Source organism: Streptomyces sp. CA-288835 (assembly GCF_050936385.1).
GTDB lineage: Bacteria > Actinomycetota > Actinomycetes > Streptomycetales > Streptomycetaceae > Streptomyces.
Genome location: NZ_JBNJMW010000001.1, coordinates 7,178,922 through 7,203,505, shown reverse-complemented (window position 1 = coordinate 7,203,505; position 24,584 = coordinate 7,178,922). Strand labels below are relative to the sequence as shown.

The 24,584-nt window shown below is 67.4% G+C and carries 21 protein-coding genes and 5 pseudogenes; 15 read left to right on the top strand and 11 right to left on the bottom strand.

What is annotated here, in order from left to right; all coding sequences use genetic code 11:
* Together ACQEVY_RS32590 and ACQEVY_RS32585 are read right to left on the bottom strand one after the other, a co-directional pair.
* The gene (locus tag ACQEVY_RS32590) at window positions 1–954 is read right to left on the bottom strand and encodes a carbohydrate ABC transporter permease (RefSeq protein ID WP_432952954.1); all 954 of its coding nucleotides are present in this window, start codon (window positions 952–954) and stop codon (window positions 1–3) included.
* The gene (locus ACQEVY_RS32585) at window positions 951–2,243 is read right to left on the bottom strand and encodes a sugar ABC transporter substrate-binding protein (RefSeq protein WP_432952953.1); all 1,293 of its coding nucleotides are present in this window, start codon (window positions 2,241–2,243) and stop codon (window positions 951–953) included. The genes ACQEVY_RS32590 and ACQEVY_RS32585 overlap by 4 nt, the downstream gene beginning before the upstream one ends.
* A gap of 174 nt (window positions 2,244–2,417) precedes the next feature.
* On the opposite strand from ACQEVY_RS32585, the gene ACQEVY_RS32580 reads away from it, so the two are divergent.
* Window positions 2,418–3,050, top strand: a complete 633-nt coding sequence (locus tag ACQEVY_RS32580) for a TetR/AcrR family transcriptional regulator (protein WP_165343704.1) — start codon at window positions 2,418–2,420, stop codon at window positions 3,048–3,050.
* Between the two features lie 1,553 nt (window positions 3,051–4,603).
* On the opposite strand, the gene ACQEVY_RS32575 is transcribed toward ACQEVY_RS32580, so the two are convergent.
* Entirely contained in the window at window positions 4,604–5,734 is a 1,131-nt protein-coding gene (locus ACQEVY_RS32575) for a GH32 C-terminal domain-containing protein (RefSeq protein WP_432952952.1), read from the bottom strand.
* A gap of 212 nt (window positions 5,735–5,946) precedes the next feature.
* On the opposite strand from ACQEVY_RS32575, the gene ACQEVY_RS32570 reads away from it, so the two are divergent.
* On the top strand, window positions 5,947–6,621 hold the full coding sequence (locus ACQEVY_RS32570; RefSeq protein WP_328771829.1) for a glycoside hydrolase family 11 protein: 675 nt from the start codon (window positions 5,947–5,949) through the stop codon (window positions 6,619–6,621).
* Window positions 6,618–7,307: a polysaccharide deacetylase family protein gene (locus ACQEVY_RS32565; protein ID WP_432952950.1), complete on the top strand. Its 690-nt coding sequence runs from the start codon at window positions 6,618–6,620 to the stop codon at window positions 7,305–7,307. The genes ACQEVY_RS32570 and ACQEVY_RS32565 overlap by 4 nt, the downstream gene beginning before the upstream one ends.
* A gap of 395 nt (window positions 7,308–7,702) precedes the next feature.
* Here ACQEVY_RS32565 and ACQEVY_RS32560 read toward each other — a convergent pair whose 3' ends face one another.
* The 3 genes and pseudogenes from ACQEVY_RS32560 to ACQEVY_RS32550 form a co-directional block, all read right to left on the bottom strand.
* A complete protein-coding gene (locus tag ACQEVY_RS32560; RefSeq protein ID WP_432952948.1) occupies window positions 7,703–8,155 on the bottom strand; it encodes a (2Fe-2S)-binding protein in 453 nt (150 codons plus the stop codon).
* A 22-nt stretch (window positions 8,156–8,177) separates the two neighbouring features.
* Window positions 8,178–8,610, bottom strand: a pseudogene (locus ACQEVY_RS32555) (molybdopterin cofactor-binding domain-containing protein); the annotation flags it as partial.
* A 19-nt stretch (window positions 8,611–8,629) separates the two neighbouring features.
* Window positions 8,630–9,379, bottom strand: a complete 750-nt coding sequence (locus tag ACQEVY_RS32550) for a hypothetical protein (protein WP_432952947.1) — start codon at window positions 9,377–9,379, stop codon at window positions 8,630–8,632.
* Between the two features lie 262 nt (window positions 9,380–9,641).
* On the opposite strand from ACQEVY_RS32550, the gene ACQEVY_RS32545 reads away from it, so the two are divergent.
* The 5 genes from ACQEVY_RS32545 (at window position 9,642) to ACQEVY_RS32525 (ending at window position 15,593) form a co-directional block, all read left to right on the top strand.
* A complete protein-coding gene (locus tag ACQEVY_RS32545) occupies window positions 9,642–10,955 on the top strand; it encodes an ABC transporter substrate-binding protein (RefSeq protein ID WP_432952946.1) in 1,314 nt (437 codons plus the stop codon).
* A 108-nt stretch (window positions 10,956–11,063) separates the two neighbouring features.
* Window positions 11,064–13,091 carry an ABC transporter permease subunit gene (locus ACQEVY_RS32540; protein ID WP_432952945.1) on the top strand — a complete coding sequence of 676 codons (2,028 nt, stop codon included), beginning with the start codon at window positions 11,064–11,066 and terminating at the stop codon, window positions 13,089–13,091.
* On the top strand, window positions 13,088–13,903 hold the full coding sequence (locus tag ACQEVY_RS32535; RefSeq protein ID WP_432952944.1) for an ABC transporter ATP-binding protein: 816 nt from the start codon (window positions 13,088–13,090) through the stop codon (window positions 13,901–13,903). The genes ACQEVY_RS32540 and ACQEVY_RS32535 overlap by 4 nt, the downstream gene beginning before the upstream one ends.
* Window positions 13,900–14,613 carry an ABC transporter ATP-binding protein gene (locus ACQEVY_RS32530; protein ID WP_432952943.1) on the top strand — a complete coding sequence of 238 codons (714 nt, stop codon included), beginning with the start codon at window positions 13,900–13,902 and terminating at the stop codon, window positions 14,611–14,613. Before ACQEVY_RS32535 ends, ACQEVY_RS32530 begins: the two co-directional genes overlap by 4 nt.
* 125 nt (window positions 14,614–14,738) lie before the next feature.
* Window positions 14,739–15,593, top strand: coding sequence for an alpha/beta fold hydrolase (locus tag ACQEVY_RS32525; RefSeq protein ID WP_432952942.1), 855 nt, complete (start codon window positions 14,739–14,741; stop codon window positions 15,591–15,593).
* A gap of 53 nt (window positions 15,594–15,646) precedes the next feature.
* Here the strand turns inward: ACQEVY_RS32525 and ACQEVY_RS32520 are convergent.
* Window positions 15,647–15,775, bottom strand: a pseudogene (locus ACQEVY_RS32520) (IS5/IS1182 family transposase); the annotation flags it as partial.
* A gap of 1,068 nt (window positions 15,776–16,843) precedes the next feature.
* Window positions 16,844–17,236: a nuclear transport factor 2 family protein gene (locus ACQEVY_RS32515; RefSeq protein ID WP_432952941.1), complete on the bottom strand. Its 393-nt coding sequence runs from the start codon at window positions 17,234–17,236 to the stop codon at window positions 16,844–16,846.
* Between the two features lie 274 nt (window positions 17,237–17,510).
* Between ACQEVY_RS32515 and ACQEVY_RS32510 the strand changes: the two genes are divergently transcribed.
* The 3 genes from ACQEVY_RS32510 (at window position 17,511) to ACQEVY_RS32500 (ending at window position 20,371) form a co-directional block, all read left to right on the top strand.
* Window positions 17,511–17,981 (top strand): cupin domain-containing protein, encoded by a 471-nt coding sequence (locus ACQEVY_RS32510; RefSeq protein WP_432952939.1) that lies wholly within the window; start codon window positions 17,511–17,513, stop codon window positions 17,979–17,981.
* Between the two features lie 300 nt (window positions 17,982–18,281).
* Window positions 18,282–18,680 (top strand): VOC family protein, encoded by a 399-nt coding sequence (locus ACQEVY_RS32505; protein WP_432952937.1) that lies wholly within the window; start codon window positions 18,282–18,284, stop codon window positions 18,678–18,680.
* Window positions 18,681–18,913: 233 nt separating this feature from the next.
* Window positions 18,914–20,371 (top strand): aldehyde dehydrogenase, encoded by a 1,458-nt coding sequence (locus tag ACQEVY_RS32500; protein WP_432952936.1) that lies wholly within the window; start codon window positions 18,914–18,916, stop codon window positions 20,369–20,371.
* Between the two features lie 178 nt (window positions 20,372–20,549).
* On the opposite strand, the pseudogene ACQEVY_RS32495 reads toward ACQEVY_RS32500, so the two are convergent.
* The 3 genes and pseudogenes from ACQEVY_RS32495 to ACQEVY_RS32485 all read right to left on the bottom strand — a co-directional run.
* Window positions 20,550–20,688, bottom strand: a pseudogene (locus ACQEVY_RS32495) (DUF1905 domain-containing protein); the annotation flags it as partial.
* Between the two features lie 4 nt (window positions 20,689–20,692).
* Window positions 20,693–21,469 carry a DinB family protein gene (locus ACQEVY_RS32490; RefSeq protein ID WP_432952934.1) on the bottom strand — a complete coding sequence of 259 codons (777 nt, stop codon included), beginning with the start codon at window positions 21,467–21,469 and terminating at the stop codon, window positions 20,693–20,695.
* Between the two features lie 240 nt (window positions 21,470–21,709).
* Window positions 21,710–22,399 (bottom strand): TetR/AcrR family transcriptional regulator, encoded by a 690-nt coding sequence (locus tag ACQEVY_RS32485; RefSeq protein WP_432952933.1) that lies wholly within the window; start codon window positions 22,397–22,399, stop codon window positions 21,710–21,712.
* A 62-nt stretch (window positions 22,400–22,461) separates the two neighbouring features.
* On the opposite strand from ACQEVY_RS32485, the gene ACQEVY_RS32480 reads away from it, so the two are divergent.
* The 4 genes and pseudogenes from ACQEVY_RS32480 (at window position 22,462) to ACQEVY_RS32465 (ending at window position 24,579) form a co-directional block, all read left to right on the top strand.
* Window positions 22,462–22,770, top strand: a complete 309-nt coding sequence (locus ACQEVY_RS32480) for a hypothetical protein (protein ID WP_432952932.1) — start codon at window positions 22,462–22,464, stop codon at window positions 22,768–22,770.
* Between the two features lie 222 nt (window positions 22,771–22,992).
* Window positions 22,993–23,421, top strand: a pseudogene (locus ACQEVY_RS32475) (helix-turn-helix domain-containing protein); the annotation flags it as partial.
* A gap of 281 nt (window positions 23,422–23,702) precedes the next feature.
* A pseudogene (locus tag ACQEVY_RS32470) lies at window positions 23,703–23,933 on the top strand (cytidine deaminase); the annotation flags it as partial.
* A gap of 184 nt (window positions 23,934–24,117) precedes the next feature.
* Window positions 24,118–24,579, top strand: a complete 462-nt coding sequence (locus ACQEVY_RS32465; RefSeq protein WP_432955511.1) for a GNAT family N-acetyltransferase — start codon at window positions 24,118–24,120, stop codon at window positions 24,577–24,579.
* The last annotated feature ends 5 nt before the right edge of the window (window positions 24,580–24,584 follow it).

The window sequence follows — 24,584 nt, the reverse complement described above, 5'->3', positions numbered from 1 at the left end:
TCAGGCCTTCGCTCGGAAGATGCGGAACTGAAGAAGGCTCAGTAGAGCGATCGCGGTGACCAGCACATAGGACGCGGCCGATGCCAGTCCGTAGTTCCCGAAGCCGAATTGCTGGTAGGCGTAATAGCTGATCGACGTCGTGCTGTCCAAGGGGCCGCCGCTCGTCATGACGAACGGTTCCTCGAAGAACTGGAGGTAGCTGATGCTGAGCAGGATGGCGACCACCAGCGTGGTGGGCCGGAGCAGCGGCAAGGTCACGCTGCGGAAGGCCCGCCAGCGGGACGCGCCGTCCACAACGGCCGCCTCGTGCAGTTCGGGCGGTATCGACTGCAGTCCCGCCAGGAAGATCACCATGGGGATTCCGAAGTGCCGCCAGACCGCCATCAGTATGAGGGCGGGCATGGACCAGTTGGGATCGTTCAGCCAGTCCGGCCCGGAGATTCCCACTACGGACAGGACCGAGTTGATCATCCCGTCGGGCTTGTAGAGGTACCTCCACACGACCGCCACCGCCACGATGCTCGTCACGACCGGGGCGAAGTAGGCGACCCGGAAGAAGCCCTTCGCACGCTGGATCCCGGAGTTGAGTGCGACGGCGACGGCGAGAGAGAGCACCATCGTCAGTGGTATGCCCACGGCGACGAAATAGAGCGTGTTCAAAGCGGAGCGGACGAAGGTGGGATCGTCGAAGAGCGCGGTGTAGTTCTCCAGGCCGACGAAGTTGACGCTGAAGGGCGTCTGCACGTCCCTGCTCGTGATGTCCGTGACGCTCATCGACAGTGACGAGAAGACCGGCCAGATGCCGAACGTGGCGAACAGCAGGACGAAGGGTGAGCAGAAGGCCCAGGCGATCAGTGTGCGCCGCAGGTGTCCGGAACCGCGCCTCGACCGTTGAGCCGGCTGCCTGGTGGAAGACCTCTCGCGTGCGGGTTTCAGCGAGGTGGCCGTGGTCATCGGGACTGTCCCGTTCCGATCGCGGACGCTTTCGCCTGAATCCGTTCCAGGGCCGCCTTCGGTGACGAGACCCCCTTGGCCACCTTCTCGATCTCGGCATCGAGGACCGCGGATATCTGCTTCCACGTGGTGACGTTCGGGCCGGGTAGCGCAGTCTCCAGCTGGGATCGGAAGACGGCCAGTGTCGGATCCGACTTGAGCTTCCCCTCACTCCAGGCCGGCTGCACGGCGGGAAGGTCTCCGGACAGTTCGTACCAGTCCTGCTGGACGTCGGGCCGGGAGAGCCACCGGATGAACTTCCAGGCACCGTCGCGGTTCTTCGCGTTCTTGAACACCGTCCAGTGCCCTCCGCCGATGAAGCTGGCGTTGGACTTCGACCCCTTCGGGAGCGGGGCGACCCCCACCTTGTCCTTGACGAAGTCCGCTCCGCCCGCGCCCTTCAGCAGTGCCGTTTCCCAGGGGCCCGAGATGAGTGCGGCGGTGGAACCGGCGACGAACTGCGGCTCGATCTCCCCCAGACTCACCGCCCCGTTGCGGGTCGCGGTCTTCGACGTGAAGAACGACTGGTAGTACTCCAGCCCCTTGAGTGCCTCGGGTGTGTCGAAGGTGAACTTGGTGTTGTCCTCGTTCATGAGACGCGCACCGGCCTGCCACATGAAGGGCAGGACGCCCTGCCAGCTCGCCGCCACGCCGGTGGGCAGCGCCAGGCCCCACTTCGCGCCCTCCTTCTGGAGGGCCTTGAGGAACGGGCCGTACTCCTTCCAGGTCTTCGGCGCGGAGACTCCGGCAGCCTGTGCCAGGTCCTTGCGGTAGAACAGGACGCGCGTGTCCACATACCAGGGGACGCCGTACGTGCCCCCGTCGTAGGTGGTGCTCTGAGCGGCGCCTCGGTAGAAGGAGGAGGTGTCGACGAGGCCGGCCGGCACCTGCTCGAGTCCGCCCGTCGAGGCGAAGTTCGTCAGGTCGGCGGATCCGACGAGCGTGGCGTCAGGCGTGTCCTGGGAGGCGATCGCCGTTTCGACCTTCTTGGCGTAGTCCTGCCACGGGATGGCCGTGACCTTCACCTTCGCGTCCGGATTGGCCTTCCGGAAGCGCGCGACCAACTCGGGCAGGCGCTCTCCCTCGGTGCCCATGGCCCATACGTTGATCTCGCCCTTGGCAGGTGAGTTGCCGACGGGAGTGCCCGTGGCGCCCCCACCGCCTTGTGTATCGGACCGGCCGCAACCGGCCAGAACCAGTGTGGCGGCCAGACCGCCGATGAGCGCTTTCGACAAATGTGAGGTGGACATCCTTGTCCGTCTCCTCTCCACCCGGTGGATGCGTGAGCGGCTCTACCGCACGTCGTGGTGTGGGTCAGCGAGACCGTACAGCGAAAACCGAACAGGTGCCACACTTTCAGCAAGGGTGATGTTGGCGGATTATCGACCGGACGCCGCCCCGCACCGCCCGCTTAGGGTTGGGGTATGACCGAGAAGACGGCGGCCCGTCCGGCCACTCGCCGAGGCCCGTATGCCAAGAGCGCACAGCGCAGAGCCGAGATCGTCGCCTCGGCGACCGCCGTGTTCGCGGCTCGCGGTTACCGTGGAGGGTCCCTGAGGGAGATCGCCAAGCAGCTCGACCTCAGCCTTACCAGCGTCGTGCACCACTTTCCCAGCAAGAGCGCGCTCCTCGTGGCCGTCCTCGAGAACGCCGATTACGCAAGCATCGACTCCTTCGAGTCGGACAGCCGGGGAAAGGGTGTGGCCTACGCGGTCCTGCGGTACGTCCGCCGCAACCTGGAACGACAGGAGATGCTGCGGCTCCTCGCCCTGATGGCCGCGGAGGCCTCGGCTCCCGACCACCCGGCGCACGAGTGGTTCCGTGACAGGTACGAGCTGGTCATCACCGCTTTCACAACCGCGGTACGCAGGGACCAGGACCTGGGTCGCATCTCGAACCGGAGGGACCCCGAGCTGATCGCGGCGGCCCTTGTCGCGATGTGGGACGGCCTCCAGCTCCAGTGGCTCATCGACCCGCGGCGTGATCTCTTGGCCGGGATATCGGCCGGCTTGGAGGATCTGCTGGGCGATCCTGCCGTCGGCGACCGGCACCCGTAGCAGCACCAGGCGCCCTTCCCGACCAAACCGCCGCGCCCGCCCATCTTGCTTCACCGGTCGGGATCGGCACGCGACCGGCCGCTGTTCGCGACTGCGAACGAGACCGGGATACGGATGGGCGAGTGCTTCTCTCAAGCACTGCGACTGGCGCGTCGGCTACGTATCTCCGTACAGACGCATCGCTTCCCCTTGAGCGCGCAGGGTGGCGACACGTGTGCGGGACGAACAGAGGTGCACTGGATACAAGACCGTGCGTCCCCATCCGTGCTGCACCTGGTCGCCCAGCTCACCACCGCCTGGGGCACCCGCCAGACAACGGAGGGCAAAACGATCTGGGCGGAACAGACCCTCCCCCCGTGCCCATCGGGTGCGTTTCTTCCTGAGTGAGGTTGGTGTGCCGCGGGCGCCATCCCTGGCCAGAGTGGCCCGGCGGTCTTCTCGGTCCAGCTCGGCATCCGTGGCCCCGCCCTCTTACTCCAGTGCCGTTTTGCCGAGCCAGGCTGGCCTGCCTGCCAGCCCGAGTGCGGCCGCCGTGATGGAGACGAACGCAAGCACGGGGAACAGCACCGGGTAACTGCTCAGCGCCTTCAGCCAACGCCCCCGGTGACAGGCGCCAGAGCTGAGGCAAATGCGGCCACCGAAGCGCCGAGAAGTCCGGAGAGGTGGCCGGCCAAGGCAATAGGACGAAGGTACGGGCGGTGACGCCGGTGTTGCGGGCGATAGTGGCGTACAGGGTGCGACCGAGGGGCTGACCTGCGTCGCTCAGGCCGAGGGCCCAGGCAACCTCACCTACTCCCCCGAACTGTTGGAGCGGATGGTCGAGCTCGGCTTCTGTTGGGGCCGTTTCCTTGGCTCCTAGGACCCTCGCCAGACGCACTCCTCGCAGGGCTACAGCCCCAGACGGTCGCCACCTGGAGCTCCTGAGCCACACGCAGACGACTCGTCGGAGAACGCCTCTCGGGTGCTCCCCCGGTACCTCCGGCCTCAGGGTGGCCTCAATACATGGCCATGTCGCAGCAGAGCCGAGCCGAATACGTCTCACCGGCTGCAGGTCTGCACGCATCCGTGCAGGCCAGAAGGGCACCAGTCGACGCAGACGCACCTGGCGCCAAACCCACGAGCAGCGGATTCAGTCCGTTCAGGCGAAGTCGACGCCCTGACACCCAAAAGTGAACGTTTCCGCAGGTCAGAGGCCTGCGCAGGTGGGGCGGGTGGGACTCGAACCCACGGCCGACGGATTATGAGTCCTTTAGGGATCTTGGCGGCCCTTGTCGATCAACGCCAATCCGTGACGTTTTCGCTGGTCAGAAGGGGTGAGCTGTGTCGGCATCCCTTTTCGTCTTTGTCGGTCTGTTCCTGTCCTTGTGTCCCGAAGGCGTCCCGAATCCGTCGCAAAGCAAAAATGGCACCGCCCCGCGAAGCAGTCGCGCCAGCTCGGAGGGGGTTCTCGAACCCCTCCGCAGCGGATTCCCCATCCAACACATAGAGGCTCCGCTCCCGGTATTCGGTGCGGAGCCTCTGCGGTCACGGTTGCAGGTCGGCCTGACCGGCGGTCATAGCTGCCTCGCGTAGGTGTCCTGGTACGCCGCCCTCCCTCCGAACACGTTGAGGCCGATGTGTCCGCTCGTGTACGTCGCGTCCGTCACGTCGATGATCCGGGTGCCGTTGAGGAAGACCCGGATGCGGTCTCCGTCGGCCAGCACCCGCACCGCGTACGTCGTGCCGCGGCGGACCAGGGCCGGGACGCGGGCGAGGGCGGCGGCGGCGTCGAACTGGCCGTCGGCCTTGGCGACCAGGCGGATCACGCGCAGGTCGGGGTCGATGTTGAGGCAGTAGGCGTCGGCGCCGTCGGAGGAGGCCCGCCAGAGGAGGGAGAGGGCGCCGCCCGTGTCGGGGTCGGGGCCGCCGAGCCGGACCAGGGTGGTGAGGTCCAGGTCCGTCGCCGTGCGCACGGACATCGCGTTGGAGTCCTTGTCGAAGGTTCCGGCGCGGCCCGCGCTGTCCGTGGACCAGTGGCCGGCAGGCGTGACCGTCAACTTGCCGAGGTCCGAGCGGAATTCACCGCCGCGCGGGGCGGCCGGCAGCGGCTTCACGCGATCCACCAGGCGGTCGGTGCTGTCCAGCTTGTGCACCTTGAGCGACTCGATGTGCGCGGTGCCGCCCTTGGCGTAGAAGGCCATGCCGTCGGCGTCCGGCGCCGGGAAGATCAGGCTGGTCACGGCTGCCTGTCCGTCCGCGCCGCATGCCTCGACCGAGGACGAGTCGACGTACACGCGCAGGGTCACGCGTCCGTCGGTCGCCCGCATCGGCGCGGTCGTACGGCCCGCGAAGTACTGCGTGAAGTCGCTCAGGCCCGCGGCCGAGCAATCCACGAACAGTTCCTGCGCCTTGGCGTCGTATCCGACCGTCGTGTGCTGGTCGTCGTCGGCCCGGAGGCGGAAACCGATCTCCGTGGCGGTGCCGAGGGTGGCTTCGGCCTCGATCTCGTACGCGATGCCCGTGACACGTGTGAGCGGGTTAGCGGAAGTCGGGCCGACGGAGAGGTCCTTGCGGGCCGTGGTGGACGTGCGCAGGGCGGTCAGTTCGCGGACCGGGCGTTGAGCGGCCCATGTTCCTCCCGCTCGTCGCCCTGCCGGTCGCGCCCCACGCCGAGTCGCCGCGCCTGCACCCCCTGCTGCAGTCATGACCTCGGATCTGCCCGGAGACTCTTCGAAACATTCGAAGTCCAGGCCCTCGGAATTTCTCCCAAGCACCCTCTGTTCGGCGACCAAAAACCCTCTATTAAACGCTTGAAGTCTTCGAAATATTTCGTAACTGATACCGAAAGTATTGACACTTGACGAGAGCAGGCCAACACTGCGACCCACCTCCCGGAGAAGAGAGAAGGACCCCTCGCATGGACCTCGTACCCGCACACCCGACGACCCGCAGGGCCGCCTGCGCCATGCTGTTGGGCGCCGCGTCGGCGCTGGCCCTACCCGGTACCGCCCGCGCCGCCACGGTCATCAACACGAACCAGACCGGCACCCACAACGGCTTCTACTATTCGTTCTGGACCGACGCGCAGGGCACGGTCTCCATGACCCTGGACTCCGGCGGCAACTACAGCACGAGCTGGAGAAACACCGGGAACTTCGTCGCCGGCAAGGGCTGGAGCAACGGCTCACGCAGGACCGTGAGGTATTCGGGCACCTTCAATCCCTCCGGCAACGGCTACCTGTGCCTCTACGGGTGGACGTCGAACCCGCTCGTCGAGTACTACGTCGTCGACAACTGGGGCACCTACCGGCCAACGGGCACGTACAAGGGCGCTGTCAGCAGCGACGGCGGCACGTACGACATCTACCAGACGACGCGGTACAACGCGCCGTCCGTCGAAGGCATCAGGACCTTCAACCAGTACTGGAGCGTGCGGCAGTCGAAGCGGACGGGCGGCACCATCACCACCGGCAACCACTTCGACGCCTGGGCCCGCGCAGGGATGCGCCTCGGCGACTTCAGGTATTACATGATCCTTGCAACCGAGGGTTACCAGAGCAGCGGTAACTCCAACATCACGGTGGCAGGATGAGCACCGCCCGACCGCGTCCGACCACACGCCCCTTGGCGACGACCCTGGCCGCGCTGGCGCTGGCCGCCACCAGTACCCTCACCGTCCACGCCAGCCCTGCGCAGGCCGCCGGCTGCAACGGATACGTCGGACTCACCTTCGACGACGGCCCCTCCGGGAACACGCCCGCCCTGCTGGGCGCGCTGCAGCGGAACGGGCTACGGGCGACCATGTTCAACGAGGGGCGGTACGCCGCCGCCTACCCGGCCCAGGTCAAGGCCCAGGCGGCGGCCGGCATGTGGGTCGGCAACCACAGTTACACCCACCCGCATCTGACCCGGCTCGGCCAGTCGCAGATCGACTCGGAGATCTCCCGAACCCAGCAGGCCATCGCGGCCGCGGGCGGCGGCACGCCGAAACTGTTCCGGCCGCCGTACGGCGAGAGCAACTCGACGGTCAAGGCGGTGGCGGCCAAGTACGGTCTGACCGAGATCATCTGGAACGTGGACTCGCAGGACTGGAACGGCGCCAGTACGGATGCGATCGTGCAGGCCGCCGGGCGGCTTACCAACGGTCAGATCATCCTCATGCACGACTGGGCCACCAACACGCTGGCCGCGATCCCGCGCATCGCACAGGGGCTGGCCGCCCGCGGTCTGTGCGCCGGCGTGATCTCCCCGCAGACGGGCCGCGCGGTGGCGCCCTGAGCAGCCGACCAGGCGTTTACCTGAAGGCTTCGGCGCACGCAGCTTCGCCGTGGACATCACTGACCCGGAATCCACAACCCAAGCCCTCACCGCCGTCCGACGCCTACGGCACCATCGGCGTCATGGAGCCCCTTCCAACGCACAGAACCTCCGCTCGGTACTCGGGACGCCGTGCGTCCGGCACTCGGGGCAGCGCCTCCGCCGGATGTGTCAGGCCGGCTGCGCGGCGGAGTGCAGCACCTGGGTGATGGCCGGCGCCGGGGCCTCGGGAGTGTGAGGGTAGGCGGCTGAGAGCCCTGAGAGGAGCACCAGTCGGCTCGGGGTGCCGGGGCACCCACGGCGGAGCAAGCCCATGACACCGCCGAAAACGACGCCCTGACCTCCGTGGCCGGCCGTCAGCCGTTTGCCGCGGCCTTCTTGATCGCTTCGCGGATCCGGGAGTAAGTACCACAGCGGCAGACGTTCTCGATGTCGTCGATTTCGGTGTCCGTCGGTTGGGGCGTCTCCTTCAGCAGGGCCGCCGCGGCCATGATCTGGCCCGGCTGGCAGAAGCCGCACGCGACATCGCGGTCGAGCCATGCCTGCTGCACGGGGTGCAGCTTGTCGCCGTCGGCCAGGCCTTCGATCGTGGTGACCTCGCGGTCCGCACAGTTCGCGACCCGCACGACACAGGGCTGGAACTCCTCGCCGTCGAGGTGGCTCGTACAGGCACGGCAGACGCCCACGCCGCAGCCGTACTTGGGTCCCGTGACGTTCAGCATGTCCCGCAGGACCCACAGCACTGGCATGTCGGACGGGGCCTCGACAGTGACCGGCTTCCCGTTGAGGACGAAGGAGTAGGAGGGCATCAGCACCTTCTCGGAAGTCGGGTCAGAAGTTGAGAGGGAAGCGGCGGGGCTTGGACCCGGTCGCCCGGGCATAGGCGTTGGCGACTGCGCCGGCCGCGGCCGGGACGCCGAGTTCGCCCCCCGCCCGGTTCCCGCCAGGAAGGCATGATGTGTGCCTCGAAGCGCAACGGGGCGTGCCGCCGGCGGGCGTAGTGTGAAGCGGCGTAGCTGCTCTCGCGGACGGCGCCCCGGTCGATGTGTAGACCTGCCTGGAGGACGGTGGAGATGCCGTCGATCGCGGTGCCCATGAGCTGGGCCTCAAGACCGCGCAGGTTGACGGCCGTTCCGACGTCGGCCGCCATCACCACCTTGGTCACGCGGGGGTTCTTCGGGTCGGTGGCGTCGATTTCGACCAGGCATGCCACGCAGGAGCCGTACTCCTCGTGGACGGCGACGCCCTGTGCCTGGCCCTCCGGCTCCGGCGTGCGAACCCACCTACGCCGGTTCGGTGAACTGATCGAACACCATCACGGCGGCCCGGGTGGCGAGGGACCAGCCGTCTTCTCCTTCCGGGTCCTCCAGGTTGGGGTGTCCGGCGATCCAGCGCATGTGGAAGCCGTCGAGCAGGGCGGCGAGGGTGGTGGCGAGGTGTTCGACCTTGTAGGGCGCGCGCATGCGTAGCCCGTAGGCGTCCAGCAGCGCCTGGTACGCCTCGCAGGCGACCTCGGTGAACGACTCGCCGTAGTGCCCCAGGGCGTCGCGGACACGTGGGTTGGCGGCGCTGGCGTAGAAGCCGAGCAGTACGCGGTAGACCGGGTCCACGCGATGGTTCTCATGGTTGTCCGTCAGGACGTCGTTGAGAGCCTCCTGCCAGGTCGTGCCGCTGTCGACCGCCTCCTTGAAACGGCGGATGCTCTCCGGCAACCCCGGGACCAGTTCGGCCTGTCGGCTGGTGAGGTGGAAGAGGAGATCTGCCTGGAAGTCGGCCTGCGCGGGCCAGATCTGGTAGATGGATCCGGTCGTGATCGCCGGTGCCGTGTCGTCGCCCAGCCTCTCCCGCATGATGCGGGTGGCTTCCTCGGTGACCCGCTTGACGCGGATATGAGCGAGGGCTGCGGAGACGGCCGCCTCGCTCGTGTCAAAGGCGCCGGCGCAGACGAGCTTGGTGGCCGCTTCCAGCATGAGGGCCCGGGTCTCTTCGGGTGAGCGCCGAGGGAGCCTGCGTCTCACGGCGTCCGCCGTCATGTCCTTCCCCTCCCATTGCATGATCGTTAATTCGGTGTGAACCGGGGCGTTGACAGAGCGCAATCGTACACCTAGATTCCCGATCCGTAAGAAAGTTACGAAACTCGAAAGTGCCGATCACCTGGCCTTTCGAAGTTCCTCGGGCTGGTCCGAGGCACCGGTCACCCCGGTGCACCGTCCTGCCTTCCTTCTGCCTTCCGTGCTCTCCCCGCCTGCCGTCCCGGGCACCGCCCTGCCGTTTTCCGATCCTGGAGGATCCCGCATGCCCTCAACCTCACGCCCCCTAAGACTCGGCCTCGTCTCCGCCGCCATGGCGCCCCTGCTGGGCATCGCCGCATGCAGCGGATCGGGCACCAACGCATCCTCATCGACCGGCGCCTCCGGGGGTGGCTCCTCCGCGAGTGCGGACTCCCGCCCGGCGAGTGACGTCGTGACCGACTACCTCGGCTACGTCGGCGGAAAGGCGGGCAAGGCCGACGCCGGCCTCGAACCGGTCACCCTGGGTTGGGTGAACGTCGAGGGCGGCCCCGGCGGCAACCCCGAAGCCACCCTGGGTGCCCGTGCCGCCGTGAAGTACGTCAACGACAGGATGGGCGGCATCGGCGGGCACCCTCTGAAGCTGAACGTCTGCACGGTGGTGTCCGCCGAGGAGGAGGGGCAGAAGTGCGGCCAGCAACTGCTCGGCGACAAAGAAGTCTCCGCCATCGGTGCGGGCAACCTCTACCTCGGAGATGCCTCCTTCAACTCCGTGATCGCGGGGAAGAAGCCCGTGCTGGTCGGAGTGGCGACGGGCCCGACCATGCCCACCGCGAAGAACACCTTCAGCACGTTCGGCGACCTGCCGCACATCTTCGGCACCTGGGGCACGTACGCCCGTGATGTGCTGAAGGCGAAAACCGCGGCTGTGATCCACACGAACACGCCTGGCGACAAGATCGCCTCCGGGGCAGCGGTGAAGGGCCTGGAAGCCGCCGGTCTGAAGGTGAAGTCCGTCGGATTCGACGCGCAGTCCACCGATCTGATCGGCCCGGTCACCGCAGCCGGGGCGAACACCGCGGATGTCGTGGTGCCCATCTCCATCGGTGGCGGATGCGTCGGGATCGCCAAGGCACTGAAGCAGCTCAATGTCACCAAGCCGGTGGTCTCCACGCCGCTGTGCATGTCCCCCGATGTCGCCCAGGGGCTCGGAGGGGACTTGCCCACCTGGACATACGGCGTCGCCCAGACGCTGCCGATGGACTCCTCGGCCGCCGACTCCAAGGCGTTCCTGAAGGACTCGGCGCAGGCGGGGCTGGACAAGGACGACCAGTCCAAGGTCTTCGCGCCGCTGGGCTGGAGCACGGTCCTGACGTACGCGAAGGTGCTCAACGCCATCGGCCCTGACAAGATCACTCCCGCGTCGGTGACCGAGCAGCTCAAGAAGTTCACCGGGCCGGTCATCATGGGCGCCGCCGAGGTCAAGTGCGGCAAGTACCCGGACGCCCTCGCCGTCTGCAACGACCAGGCGAGGTTCTACCAGTACGAAGGCAAGGGCCAGTTCAAGCCCCTGACCGACTGGATCCGCCCGCCCCAGTGAGCCCCGCCCGCCCCCGCCACCACCGCCGTTGAGGCTGCACGCCCTCGCAGGACGCAGCCTCAGCAGCGCGGACTCGCGGACTCGCGGACCCATGACAGGAGTCATGAATTGGAACAGATCCTGCTCTTCTCCGTGCTCGGCCTCGGCCAGGGGGCACTGATCGCCGGCATCGCGCTCGGCGTCGTGGTCACCTACCGGGGCTCGGGCATCATCAACCTGTCCACCGGCGCCGTCGCCATGGCATCGGCCTATGCCTTCTGGGCCCTGACCACCGGCTTCTTCGGCTTCACGCTGCCCGTCGGGCCCGCTCTCGCCGGGGCCCTCGCGGTCGCGCTCGCCGTCGGAATGCTCACGGAGGTGGCGGTCTTCAAGCCGCTGCGAACCGTCTCACCCCTGGCCAAACTCGCGGCCTCCCTCGGCATCCTGCTCACCCTGCAGGCCACCGTGCTCCTGGTCTTCGGAGTTCAGCCGCAGCAGGCACCAAGCATCCTTCCGGCCGACACCGTCACCATCCTGGGCGTCACCACACCCTCCGACCGCTTCATCCTGGCCGGACTGGTCATCGTGATCGCCCTGGTCCTCGGAGCCCTGTACCGGTGGAGCCGCTTCGGCCTGGCCACCCGCGCGGCCTCGGAGAACGAACAGGCCGCTCTTCTGGCAGGCCTGTCACCCAACAGCGTCTCGATGGCCAACACACTCCTGGCCGCCCTGGTCGCCGGGCTGCTCGGTGTCCTGGCCGCGCCCATCGTCCAGGTCGACTCCATGACGCTGCCCCTGCAGGTGGTCCCGGCCCTGGCCGCCGCCCTCTTCGCCGGGTTCACCTCGCTGTGGATCGCCTGCACCACGGGCATCCTCATCGGAGTGCTCCAGTCGATCGTGTACTACCTGTCCACGCAGAGCTGGTTCCCGACCGACAACGGCAACGCCATGCCCGGCCTCCAGCAGCTCCTCGTCTTCGCCCTGATGGTCGTCGCCCTGTACGTGCGTGGCGCCGGCCTGCCGCGCCGCGGTGAACGCGTCGAACAGCGACTGCCCGCGGTGCCCCTGCCCGAACGGCTGCTACGTCCCGCCTTGATGGCCGCCACGGTCGCCGTCGTCGCACTGATAGTGCTGCCGTTCGACTTCCGCCAGGCACTCACGAACTCGATGATCGGCATGGTCATCGTCCTGTCCTACGTCGTCATCACCGGCTACGTGGGACAGATCTCCGTGATGCAGCTCGCGCTCTCCGGAACCGCAGGCTTCGTCCTCTCCCACCTCTCGGTCGGGTGGGGAATCCCGTTCCCGTTCTCCGCCCTCGGCTCGATGGTGCTGGCCACACTGCTCGGAGTGGCCGCGGGCGTCTCCGCCCTGCGGGTACGGGGTGTGAGCCTGGCCGTCGTCACCCTGGCCGCGGCCCTGGCCATGGAACAGGCACTGTTCAACAACACCTGGTTCGGCGGAACGGCCGGAGTGTCCGTACCCCCGCCGCGCCTGTTCGGGAACGACCTCGGACCGAAAGCGGACTTCCGCGGCCTGGACGGCAACGAACCCAGCCCCATGTTCGGCTTCCTCGTCCTGGCCGTCACTGTCGCCCTCGGGCTGTACGTCGCCCATCTCAGGCGCACCGGACTCGGCCGACGGATGCTCGCCGTCCGCTCCAACGAGCGCGCCGCCGCAGCAGCCGGTGTCGACGTGCGGGCCGTGAAGATCGCCGCGTTCGCGATCAGCTCCTTCATCGCCAGCGCCGCCGGCACCCTCTACGGCTACAACTTCGGCTCGGTCAGCGCCGCCCGGTTCACCGCGCTGGCCGCCCTCGGCCTGATCGGTTTCGCCTACATCGGCGGCATCACCATGGTGTCCGGAGCCGTGATCGCGGGGCTGATGTCCACCGAGGCGCTGCTGCCCCACGCGCTGGACAAGTGGTTCGGGATCAAGGGGACTTGGGCCCTGCTCTTCGGCGGTGTCTCCCTGATCGTGACGCTGATCGCCAACCCCGACGGCATCGCGGGCGCCGCCCACCGCCGGAGGACGGCGAAGAGGGCGAGACGCGCGGCGGCCACGACGGGACCACCGACCGACAACGCATCCGCCGTCGGCTCCCCACAGATCCACCTCGGCCGTACCGCTGCCGACGCCAAGGAGGTCGCACCGTGAACGTTCTCTCTGTCCAGCAGTTGGGTGTCAGCTACGGCGGCGTCCACGCACTCAGCGATGTCTCCCTGGAGGTCGGCGAGGGCCAACTCGTGGGGCTCATCGGCCCCAACGGGGCCGGCAAGACCACCTTCGTGGACGCGGTCACCGGCCTCGTCGCCTCCCGGGGAAGGGTGGAACTGGATGGCAAGGACCTGACCGGACGGCCGCCCCATGTACGAGCCCGCCGAGGACTCGCCCGTACCTTCCAGAGCAGCGAACTCTTCGAAGACCTCACGGTCGCGGAGAACCTCCAGGTCTCGGCGGACCCTTCGACGTGGTGGACCGCGCTCGGCGAGACCTTCGGCCGCCGTCCGTCCCCGAACCCCGCTGTCCCTCAGGCCCTTACGGCCCTGGGACTCGAGGACCTGGCCGACGCCTCGGCACACGAACTGTCGCAGGGCAGACGCAAACTCGTCGGGGTGGCACGGGCCTTGGCCGCCCGGCCCCGCATCATCTGTCTCGACGAACCCGCGGCCGGCCTGGACACAACGGAGAGCGCCGAACTCGGACGCAGACTGCGCACGGTCGCCGACGCCGGCACCGCACTGCTCCTCATCGACCACGACATGAGCCTCGTGATGGGCATCTGCGACCACGTCGTCGTCCTGGAGTTCGGCAAGGTGATCGCCTCCGGGACACCGGCACAGGTCCGAACCGACCCCGCCGTCGTCACCGCCTACCTCGGGGCATCCACCGTCCAGCCTGCCACCGCGTCCGGCACTTCGACCGGTGGCTCCGCCAAGGCCCTCACCAGCACACCGGAGACACCATGAGTACCCCAGTCCTGAAGGTGGCCGGACTCACTGCCGGATACGACGGAGCCCCCGTCATCCGCGGCATCGACCTCCAAGTGGGCGCGGGAGAGGTCGTCGCCCTCCTCGGGGCCAACGGAGCGGGGAAGACCACGACGCTCAAGGCCGTCTCCGCGCTGCTGCGCCCCCTCGCCGGCACGATCACTTTCAGCGGAACGGACCTCGGCAGGATCCCGGCAGCGACCCGCGCCCGCCTCGGCATCGCCCACGTTCCGGAAGGACGAGGCATCTTCTCCGGCCTCACGGTGGCGGAGCACCTGCGCCTCGGTCATCGGGGCGAGCGCCTCGACCAGGCGGCCGCCCAACGTTACTTCCCCGCCCTGGCCCGCCTCCAGGACCGCAAGGCAGGCCTGCTCTCTGGCGGCGAGCAACAGATGCTCGCCATGGGACGAGCCCTGGCCCGCGGCCCCAAGCTGCTCCTGCTCGACGAACTCAGCCTCGGCCTTGCACCCATCATCGTCGAGGAGTTGCTGCCCATAGTCAGGCGCTATGCCGACGACACCGGCTGCGGGGTGCTGCTCGTCGAACAGCACGTCGGCCTCGCCCTCGACATGGCCGACCGCGGCTACGTCCTGTCCCACGGCGAAATCACCGCGCACGCCACGGCCCAGGAACTGAGGGCCGACCAGTCCCGGATCATCGCCGGCTACCTCGGCGAACAACACGCCTGACCCGGCCCGGTGCCCACAACCGCCGTACACCACAACCACCGTGAACCTGAACCGCTTGGGCCGGCCACCCCCTACAACTCGGCCGGACGCTCAGGGCTGCCCGCGTACCCAGGACAAGGAGTCCGATGTTCACCTTCGACAGCAAAGACGGCGTACAGATCCACGTGCACGAATGGAATCCGGACACCCCACCGCGAGCCGTCGTCCAGATCGCCCACGGTATGGGAGAGCACGCCGGCCGTTACGCCCCACTCGCGGCAGCACTGACCGCTGAGGGCTACGCCGTCTATGCCAACGATCACCGCGGACACGGGCTGAGCAGGCACGCCGAGCCCGGTCATCTCGGGGAGGACGGCTGGAACCGACTCGTCGGTGACATGGTCACCCTCTCGGAGACCATCCGCGAGCAGCACCCCGGCCTGCCCCTGGTGCTGCTCGGACACAGCCTCGGTTCCTTCGCCTCGCAGCAGTACGTCCTGGACCACGCCCACCTGATCGACGCACTCGCCCTCGCCGGTACTACCGCGGTCGACGTCATGCTCGCGGCGCAGGCGCAGGAGGCCGCGGAGGGAGGAGACCCGTTGCTCGCGCTCAACCAGGCGTTCCAGCCCATCCGCACGCCGTTCGACTGGCTCAGCCGGGACGAACCGGCCGTCGACGCCTACCTCGCCGACCCCATGTGCGGCTTCAGCCTCGACGCCCAGGGTATGGCCGACATCACCATCGCCTCGGCGTCACTTGCCCAGCCCAGGGGCATCCCGGCGGATCTACCCGTCTGCATCCTGGTTGGGGATCACGACCCGCTGAACGCCGAGCTCTCACTCAGCAACCTGCTTGTCGAACGCTACGGCGAGGCCGGCCTCATCGACGTCACCTATCTCAGTTATCCCGAAGCCCGCCACGAACTGTTCCACGAGACCAACAAACAGGAGATCGTCAGCGACCTGCTGGCCTGGCTGAACCGCGTCCTCGCCCACTGACCCCGGCGCTGGGGACAGCGTCCCCAAGACCGCGAACGGTTATGGCGCGGGCGGCTGTTCTCGTCCGTTGTGCGCTTGGCGAGGTTGTCGATCGAGGCGATGTGGATCGTGGCTTCTGAGCTGGCGGGGAGGGGCTCATAGTCGCGGGCCAGACGCCGGCGGAGCAGGATCCATCCCAGGCTGGTCGCGGGCTTTGGTCGGTTACTGCGTCCCGGCGAGGCTGCCGCTGTCGATCTCGGTGAGGATGCGACACCAGAACCACTCACTCCCGAACCGCTCTCTCAGCCGGGCGGCGGCAGCCCAGTGATCCAGAAGTCGCCCACTATCCCGGTGGCCTGCCACCACACCGCACCGACCCCGCCGCCCACGGCCAGAGCAGCGTAGGCGTAGGTTCCCAGGCAGCCACTTCCGATTACCTGCGTCCTGCCAGAGTCCCGAATTCAGCGTCCAACCGCTCGCACAGGCCACTTGCGGCGGCTTGCCTCGGCGGTGGGCTAACACGTCTGCGCAGGTCAGAGAGGTTCTAACCAACGCCGATGGCAACACCATTGAACTCACGGGCAGCGGATTCAGTCCGTCCACCCAAAGTCCTGAATCCGCACGCCCGCTGAGATGTTTCCGCAGGTCACGGACCTGCACAGTGGGGCGGGTGGGACTCGAACCCACGGCCGACGGATTATGAGTCCTCTAAGGATCTTGGCGGCCCTTGCCGATCAACGCTCATCCATGACGTTTTCGCAGGTCAGGACAGGTAAATCTTGTCCGTGTTTCTCGGCCCTTGTCAGTCTGTTCCTGTCCTTGTGGCCCCAACGCGGCCTCAATCCGTCGCAGAGCAAAAAGGTCCGGCCGCACCAAGCGGTCACTCCAGCTCAGACGAGGGCCTCGAACCCGCCCGCAGCGGATTCCCCTTCCAACGCGCGGAGCCTCTCTGGAGCGAGCAGCGGAGTGCCTTACCGGCGAGATGGGCACCGCACGCCTCGCTCGCGGGTGGAGCCGCGCGGCTTCTTCGCTGGTCAGCCATCGCCCGGAGTGGATCAGATCGCCAGAGACCGTCTCGGCGACGGCCGCACACGGACCCTCTGACGGGGACCCAAGCGAGTCAAAGTTCAGCCGCCGAACAGACCGGGCGGCGCTACAGCGAACCTGCCGATGCCCGGGAAGTATTCACGGCAAAGTGGGCACCACTCTTGGCGCAGTGAACTCTCGCGCCCTGAAATGGCGCCGACATCGCGCGCCGCGTCACGAATGTCCTACGACCAGAACTCGTCGTACATCTTTGGGTCGGCCGTCAGCACCCAACCCTCGGTGATCTTGTCGTCCCTGATGTGGAAGACGAGGGCGTAGTCCATATCGAGCTCCTTGCCCTCACGTGACGCCGTGACGTGCAGGAGCGCGACTGTGTGGTCATCGTTGGCGAGCACATCGTGGAGCTGTGGGCGGTACGTGCCCCCTGTCAGCTGAAACTCCCGCTCGAATACCGCGAAGGTGTCCTCACGTCCTCGGTACTCTCCCGCCAGTGGGTTGCTGCCTCCGATATGCCACACCACTTCGGGGTGAAAGACCTTCGCTAGCGCATCCATGTCGCCGGCCGCGAAGGCAGCCATGGCGCGCTGGAACACAGCGATGTTCGGGTGATCGGTCATCAGCGCCTCTCTCGGCCCCCTGGGGAGCGTACGTCGCGCGACACACCGTGGCTCTGCGGCGTTAGGCCATCAGGCTGAGCGGCTCACAATCGAGCTGCGCGGCCGCGGTGACGCTCCGCCCCGGCAGCCTCCACCGGCACGGCACGCTGCCGGGAAAGGCGGTCTTCTGAATCTCACGGGGGGTCGGCGCTGCCCCGGCGCAGGTACCCGGATGGCGGCCTTCGGCTGGCTCTCCGGCGGGGACACATGGGGGCACCGAGGAAGGAGCAGTCCCATGGCGAAGAACGCGCATGTGCGTCATAGCGGTGATGGCAAGGCATTCTGGATGCTGAACGGCTTGTACGAGGTCAAGGCGTCGAGCGACGAGACCAACGGCGCGATGACCGTCATGGAGATGACCATTCCGGAAGGGATGGGCCCACCGCCCCACACCCACCCTGGCACCGAGAGTGTCTACGTCATCGAGGGGACACTCCGCTATCACATCGCCGGCGAGACGGTTGAAGGCGGTCCCGGGTCCTTCTTCCACATCCCTGAGGGCACCCTGGAGCGGTTCGAGCCCACCAGCACAGTACGGATGCTGACCACCTACACGCCGGGCGGCATCGACAAATTCTTCGCCGAGGCGGGTGAACCCGCCCAGCGACGCGAGTTGCCGCCCCAGTCGGACACACCGCCGGACGTTGACCGCCTCATCGAGATCGGCAAGCGGCACGGAGTTCAGATGCAGCCGATGCCTGAGTAGCTGTTGGTGTGCCGAACCATGACTGCGGCGTTTGCGATGGTCAGGCATAGGGTCGGTGATTCCGTGGGAGTGATGGCCTGTCGCAGACATCTTCGCCACCACCGGATAGTCGCACTTTGAGCTGTCCGATCCATTCCCGCAGGTCACAGGCCCAACCGGACTGTCGGGCAGCTGGGACCCCCTCCACGTCAGGGCATGATCTCCAGCGAGGGTCGGCCTGTGCCGGAGCAGGGGCGGCGGAAGTACGGGCGGCGTAACATCGAATGGGAGGCAGCGCACCACCGTGAGGAGGTGTCGTCCATGCCCGTGGCCCCTGGAATCGGGCACATCGCCCTGACCGTGAGCGATGTGAAGCGCAGTGCGGAGTTCTACAACCGCCTGCTGGACACCCAGACGGTTCTCGACGTGGAGGACGAATACGGCCCGTTCGTGGTCAACGCCTCCTCGTCATTCATTCTCGGTTTCCGCAAGCATGAGGCGACGAACGAAGCCGATGTGTTCGACCCGGCGCGCGTCGGGCTCGACCACTGCGGGTTCCACGTCGCCGACCGGGGGCAACTGGAGGTCTGGGAGGCCCGGCTCGACGAGCAGGGAGTGTCGCACTCCGGCATCGTCGAGGACCCGTTCGGACTCCATCTCAGCTTCAAGGATCCGGACAATATCGCTCTGGAGTTCTTCTGCCCGGCGGGACAGGGCTGACCCAGGACTGATCCGCACGGCAATGACAGCCGGTCTCCCGGCTCAACCGGGCAGCCCGGACACCTTCGCCGGGTGCGGGAGCGGTGTCCGTCTCGGATGGGCGAACCGTCTGGTGGAAGCCTGCGCGCGGCCAAGGCCCGGACGTGCTCGGCTGAAGGTAGCAGTGACGGCTTGGCGTTGCTCACCAACAGCCGTCCGCGTAGGCGCGTCTTGGCACGGCGAAAGGAGCGGCCATGACCAGCCATACAGTGCAGGATCGGCTATTCATTGGCGGGGACATGGTCACGCCTGCCTCGGAAGACGTGATCGAGGTCATCTCCCCCTTCTCGGAGGAGCGGATCGGTACCGCTCCCTCGTCGAGGCCTGCCGATATCGACCGAGCAGTACGCGCGGCGCGCGGCGCCTTCGACGATGGCCCCTGGCCCCGCATGTCTCCGCAGGAGCGCGCGGACGCGCTGGGTCCGTTCGGCGAGTACCTGCGCGCACGTGTCCCCGAGATCGCACAGCTCATCACCGCGGAGATGGGCTCACCGATCAGCTTCTCAAACCAGCTCCAGGCACCGGTTCCCGTGATGCTTTTGGACTACTACCGGGAACTTGCCGCGACGTTCCCCTTCGAACAGGATCGAGCAGGTCTCAGCGGTCCCGCACGGATCCTTCGGGAGCCGGTGGGCGTCGTGGGGCAGATCGTGCCGTGGAACGCGCCGCTCATCCTGACGATGGTGAATCTTGCTCCCGCCCTCATCGCCGGCTGCACGGTCGTGCTGAAGCCCGCGCCGGAGACCCCGCTGGACGCGTACCTGCTCGCCGACGCCGCCATGGAGGCCGGTCTGCCCCCAGGAGTCCTCAACATTGTGCCCGCCGGCCGGGAGAACAGTGAATCGCTCGTGCGGCACCCGCTGGTAGACAAGATCAGCTTCACGGGCAGCTCTGCCGTGGGGCGGCGGATCGGCGCGCTGTGCGGCGAGCAGTTCAAGCGCGTCACCCTCGAGTGCGGCGGGAAGTCGCCCGCCATCATCCTCGAGGACGCCGACATCTACAGCGTCGTACCCGCCCTCATGCCGTACGCGATCATGATGTCCGGCCAGCACTGCCTTGCACAGACCCGGATCCTCGCTCATCGCAACCGCTACCAGCAGGTCGTGGATGCGATCTCGCAATCAGCCGCTGCGCTGCGGGTCGGCGATCCGGCTGACCCCTCGACCGAGGTCGGCCCCCTGGTGGCCGAGCGCCAGCGGCGGCGGGTCGAGGACTACATCGCCGGCGGGCACAAGGACGGCGCGACGATCACGGTAGGCGGCGGCCGGCCCGCGCGCCCGTCGAAGGGCTGGTACGTCGAACCAACGATCTTCGCAGACGTCGACAGTTCCATGAGCATCGCGCAGGAGGAGATCTTTGGCCCCGTGCTCGTCGTGATCCCCTTCGACGACGACAACGACGCGGTCCGTATCGCGAACGACTCGAAGTACGGCCTGTCGGGAAGCATCTGGTCCAACGACCTGGACCGGGCCATGCGCATCGCTCGCCAGGTGCGCACGGGAAGCTTGACGCTGAACGGGTACCGGATCGAGTTCGCCGCCCCCTTCGGCGGATACAAGGAATCCGGGATCGGCCGTGAGTTCGGGCCCGAGGGCCTCAGCTCGTTCCTGGAGTACAAGACCATCAATTTGCCAGGCGATCTAGGCATCTAACGGCTCGTCAGGCAACCTTCGCCGAGTAATCGACCTGCTGCTCGTTGGACAGCAGACTGCCTCCAAGACCTGATCTTGGAGGTGGTCGTGGGACGCCGACCGAGTGTGTTCGTCCGGCCGGTAAGCATGGAGGAGAGCCGTCGGCTGCAGCGGATCAGCCGGACCGCGAAGGACCCGGCGGGATCAAGCCCCAGCCGTACGTGGCCATCGCGACCACCTCGCGGATGTCGGTCGGACTCCTCGTCTCGCACGGGGGCGGAGTAGTACGGCGACGGTCCGCGCCATTCGATCACCCGGCCGGTGAGGAGGAGCTCCACGAGGTCAGTCCCGTTCCTCGAGGACGGCCAGGTCGCGCTCGGCGTACATGCGGTGCGACCACTCCTCGCTGAGGACGATCAGCAGGCACTCGCGGATGGGGAAGGTCTCGCCCTCGTCCGGCCAGCCAGGACCCACGAGCGGCTCTGTCCGGCTGTCGAGCTGCTCGTGGGTCAGTCCGTCGGCCACCCGCCGCATCATCGCCATCGCTGCCCGTCGCAAGGTGAGCGCCTCGTCGAGGGACGGGCGCGCGTCACGGTCGTGCGGTACTCCTGGTCGGGGGTCCATCTGATCCCACGGCAGGGACAGCGGGTGCCACGGCATGGGATCGCCCAGGATGCAGCGGCCGACCCACGACTCGGTCGCGAACGCGAGGTGGCGCAGGGTTTGAATGAACGACCACTCGCCGTCGACCGACTCGTGCAGCATGTCGGGGGGCAGCCTGCGCGCCCGAGCGACGGTCGACTTCCACAGCCACTCGTTGAGGTCCCAGGCCTCCCGGAACCCCTCGGGAGTGGTCGGCCGGAACTTGGGGCGGTCAGGGTGCCGACGGTCCAACTCCGCCTCCACCAACGGCGCGACGTCGACCCCGTTGATGACCAGGTTCTGGATCTCGCCGTCGATGGTGGTGTCGACCATCTCGACGCCGCGCATCACGACCTGGTTCAGCTCACAGGCCCAGAACGTCGCCCCGTTCAGGTTCACCGTGGTGAACCGTGCCCCCGTCATGTCCGCGCGCTCCGACGCCTTGCCTCGCAGGCCCGTTGAGTCACCGTCGCTCATGGCGGTCAGACTAGGGTCTGTGAGGCGAACCCGCTCCCCTGGTTGAGCCCGCAACCAAGCGGTGAAGAAGAGCGGGACTGGGGATTTGCAAGGCTCTGGCCGCAGTTCCGTGAAGATGCCCTGTTGAGCCGTCGACGCCTCGAACCCGACTCGTTCGGCGTTCGTCTGACCTGATCCAGCATGTGATCGCAGCGATGCTGGGGCTCCTGCGCAGTCGAGACCGGACGCCTCGGAGGCTGGCTACCGCTCGTTCTCCGACGCTTGACCGGGCCAGCGGTCGGGCGGCAGGAAGAGCCGGATCCAGGCGTCGCGGAGTCTGGCGCCGAAGTGCTCGGGGCTCCACCCTCGCCCGTGGACCAGCAGCACCCAGTACTCCGCGGCGTTCATGCTCCACACCGTGTCAGCGACCTCGTCGTCGGTCAGATCCGGGCGCAGTTCCCCGGTGGCGCGCAGGTCTGCGGCGAACTCGCGCATGTTGCGCGCTCGGCGCTCGGCGATCTGCCGCCACAGGGCGGCACAGTCGGCATCGGTCACCGCGGCGTCACGAAGGGCCAGGAACACTGGTGCGAGCCGCCGCTGGAGCTCTGTGACCGCCGCGGCATAGATTGCGATCTTTTCGGCAGCGGTGCGCGCGGCCCGGATGCGCAGGACGTAGTCCCGTTGGGCGGCCGCGACCGGGTGGTCGGTGCCGGACAGCGAGGTCTCCACCAACTCGCGCAGCAAGGCCGGTTTGCGTCCGACAGCAGCGTAGACCGTGTCCACCGCGACGTCGGCCCGCCGGGCGATCTGCGCGACCGTGGTCGCGGCGTAGCCCTGCCGCACGAACAGTTCGCGGGCCGCGTCCAGCACGGCGCGGCGGGTGGCGGCGGCCTGTTCGGCTCGGCGTGGAGCGTGATAGCCGCGTTTGCCGCCCTTGACCTGATCGCTCATGGACCGTACGTTACCAACATTCGCCCGAATTGCATTCGGGTCAATTTATGCGGGAGGCTGCCATGGTCTACGCCTACATCCAGGACGTTCCGATCGGCGAGGAGCTCTACCAGCGGATCATCGACGCGCTGGGGCCCGAGCCGTTGGACGGCTCGCTGCTCCACCTGTGCGTGCGCCGCCCGGACGGCGGGCTGCGCTACATCGACGTGTGGGAATCCAAGGAACAGTGCGGCCGCGCGTTCGATGAGCGGATCCACCCCGCGGTGGACGCGGCCTTCGGCGACTCCCGCCCGGACGGCGAGCCCGAGGTGCACCATCTGGACGTCGTCCATGCAAGCGGCGCACTGCTCACCGGCGACCTGATCACCTGACGCGGCGCCAGGCCGCGGCGCGTGCCATGCCGACGACCTGGCAAAGCCCACACAACGCGCTGAGCGCACCCGGGCTCTGGCCACAGTTCCGTGAATCCCCAGGTCGGCGAGGGGAACGAGGGATCATTTCGGCAGAGTGTTTCCTGCCGTGGCAAGCAACGCGGTTGAAGATGTGCTGTTTCCCGGGATCGATGTGCGAGTGGAGTGCGTCAGCGCCTCCTCGCCGTGGTGGAACCCAGCGTCGAACTCCGGCGTGCCGTCCTGACGTCCCAGCACGGTAACTCCAGTCTGGCCAGAGCACCGTTGGGGGCGACACTCAGCCTGCGGATCACTCAATACATCCGGGAGCACCTGGCTGATCCCGATCTGTCGGCGGCACGGATAGCCGCCGCACACGGCATCTCCGTGCGTCATCTCTACGCTGTGCTGTCCCGGTCGGGCATCAGCCTCGGAGACTGGATCCGTACCCGCCGCCTGGCCGCATGCAGGAGAGAGCTGGCCGGCCGGAACGGCCGACTGCGGACCATCGCAGCGATAGGACGGAGTTGGGGCTTCGTGGACGCGACCCACTTCAGCAAGGTGTTCAAACAGGCATACGGACTCTCGCCTCGGGCCTGGCGCGACCAGAACCACCCCCGCTTCTCCGCGTGATGGTCTCCGCGCCGCCGAGTTTCGCGTGACCGACCTTGGACGCTCGGTCTGGGGATGGGGTCAGGCGACCAGTGCCAGTTCTCCGGTTGCGGTGAGCTCCGCGGTCGTGGCGCCGTCACGGGCGCGGTCGAGCGCACCCCGAGCCAGCTGACGCGCTCACGCTCGCGGCGCAGGGCGACCCCCCGGCCCTCGCGGCGTGGAGTGCTGGCCCATAAGGGCTACCGGGCGCCCGTGGCACCGTCCCGTGTTCCCTTCCCGGGGGCACCGAGAGACGCAGCAGCGCCGATGACCTGGACACCATCGTCGCCGTGGGTGACCGCGGCCGAGGCGTCGTGCCCCCATGTGGCCGCTGCCGTCAGGTCCTTCTTGACTACTTCCCAACCCTCAAGGTCATCGTCGGGACAAACGACGGCCTCCGGATGGTGCCCGTCACCGACCTGCTTCCCGAAAGCTACGTCTGGGCGGACCACCAGCTCGACGCTGAGGAGAGCGCACCACTCAGCACGAGCTGACGCCCCAGGCGGTTACAGGGCGAACGTTGCCTGATGCGGCACTAGGGCCTGTATCGAAAGTGGCTGGTTGTGACTCTGTGGCCTGTGTTTCTATGCCGGAGTGAACATCGAGCGCTCCGGGGTGCCGGACGAGAGGCCGAGCCGCTGGGTCCGGCAGAGGGCTGATGGCGATGTTGAGGAGTGCGTGCGGGTCCTCGCGGAGGTCCATGCGCGCGACGGCTATCCGGTGAACTGGCCGGATCAGCCCGGCGAGTGGCTGTCACGCGGTCCCCTGCTGGGTTCCTGGGTTGCCGAACTCGAAGGCCGCCTGGTTGGGCATGTCAGTTTGTCGCAAGGCGGCGAAGGCGATCTGGCCCCGATGTTGTGGAGCGAGCGGAACGGGGCGACGCGGGGTATGACCGCCGTGGTCAGCAGGCTATTCGTTGTCCCGCAGGCGAGGGGACATCGGATCGGTGCACTGCTGATCGGCCGGGCAGTGGAGGAAGCGCGGCGTCGTGGCCTGCATCCGGTGCTCGACGTCGTCGCATCCGATGCCGCGGCGGCAGCCTTGTATGAGCGGCTGGGCTGGGAGCTGATGGCCACAGTCGAGCAGCAGTGGTGTCCGCACCAGACGGTGGCCATCCGCTGTTACGCAGCGCCATCGTGACGTTG

What these genes read in the sequence shown, in the direction of transcription:
- ACQEVY_RS32590 (WP_432952954.1), bottom strand. Translation starts at nt 954, where the DNA reads ATGACCACGGCCACCTCGCTGAAACCCGCACGCGAGAGGTCTTCCACC.
- ACQEVY_RS32585 (WP_432952953.1), bottom strand. Translation starts at nt 2,243, where the DNA reads ATGTCCACCTCACATTTGTCGAAAGCGCTCATCGGCGGTCTGGCCGCC.
- ACQEVY_RS32580 (WP_165343704.1), top strand. Translation starts at nt 2,418, where the DNA reads ATGACCGAGAAGACGGCGGCCCGTCCGGCCACTCGCCGAGGCCCGTAT.
- ACQEVY_RS32575 (WP_432952952.1), bottom strand. Translation starts at nt 5,734, where the DNA reads ATGACTGCAGCAGGGGGTGCAGGCGCGGCGACTCGGCGTGGGGCGCGA.
- ACQEVY_RS32570 (WP_328771829.1), top strand. Translation starts at nt 5,947, where the DNA reads ATGGACCTCGTACCCGCACACCCGACGACCCGCAGGGCCGCCTGCGCC.
- ACQEVY_RS32565 (WP_432952950.1), top strand. Translation starts at nt 6,618, where the DNA reads ATGAGCACCGCCCGACCGCGTCCGACCACACGCCCCTTGGCGACGACC.
- ACQEVY_RS32560 (WP_432952948.1), bottom strand. Translation starts at nt 8,155, where the DNA reads ATGCCCTCCTACTCCTTCGTCCTCAACGGGAAGCCGGTCACTGTCGAG.
- ACQEVY_RS32550 (WP_432952947.1), bottom strand. Translation starts at nt 9,379, where the DNA reads ATGACGGCGGACGCCGTGAGACGCAGGCTCCCTCGGCGCTCACCCGAA.
- ACQEVY_RS32545 (WP_432952946.1), top strand. Translation starts at nt 9,642, where the DNA reads ATGCCCTCAACCTCACGCCCCCTAAGACTCGGCCTCGTCTCCGCCGCC.
- ACQEVY_RS32530 (WP_432952943.1), top strand. Translation starts at nt 13,900, where the DNA reads ATGAGTACCCCAGTCCTGAAGGTGGCCGGACTCACTGCCGGATACGAC.
- ACQEVY_RS32525 (WP_432952942.1), top strand. Translation starts at nt 14,739, where the DNA reads ATGTTCACCTTCGACAGCAAAGACGGCGTACAGATCCACGTGCACGAA.
- ACQEVY_RS32515 (WP_432952941.1), bottom strand. Translation starts at nt 17,236, where the DNA reads ATGACCGATCACCCGAACATCGCTGTGTTCCAGCGCGCCATGGCTGCC.
- ACQEVY_RS32510 (WP_432952939.1), top strand. Translation starts at nt 17,511, where the DNA reads ATGGCGAAGAACGCGCATGTGCGTCATAGCGGTGATGGCAAGGCATTC.
- ACQEVY_RS32505 (WP_432952937.1), top strand. Translation starts at nt 18,282, where the DNA reads ATGCCCGTGGCCCCTGGAATCGGGCACATCGCCCTGACCGTGAGCGAT.
- ACQEVY_RS32500 (WP_432952936.1), top strand. Translation starts at nt 18,914, where the DNA reads ATGACCAGCCATACAGTGCAGGATCGGCTATTCATTGGCGGGGACATG.
- ACQEVY_RS32490 (WP_432952934.1), bottom strand. Translation starts at nt 21,469, where the DNA reads ATGAGCGACGGTGACTCAACGGGCCTGCGAGGCAAGGCGTCGGAGCGC.
- ACQEVY_RS32485 (WP_432952933.1), bottom strand. Translation starts at nt 22,399, where the DNA reads ATGAGCGATCAGGTCAAGGGCGGCAAACGCGGCTATCACGCTCCACGC.
- ACQEVY_RS32480 (WP_432952932.1), top strand. Translation starts at nt 22,462, where the DNA reads ATGGTCTACGCCTACATCCAGGACGTTCCGATCGGCGAGGAGCTCTAC.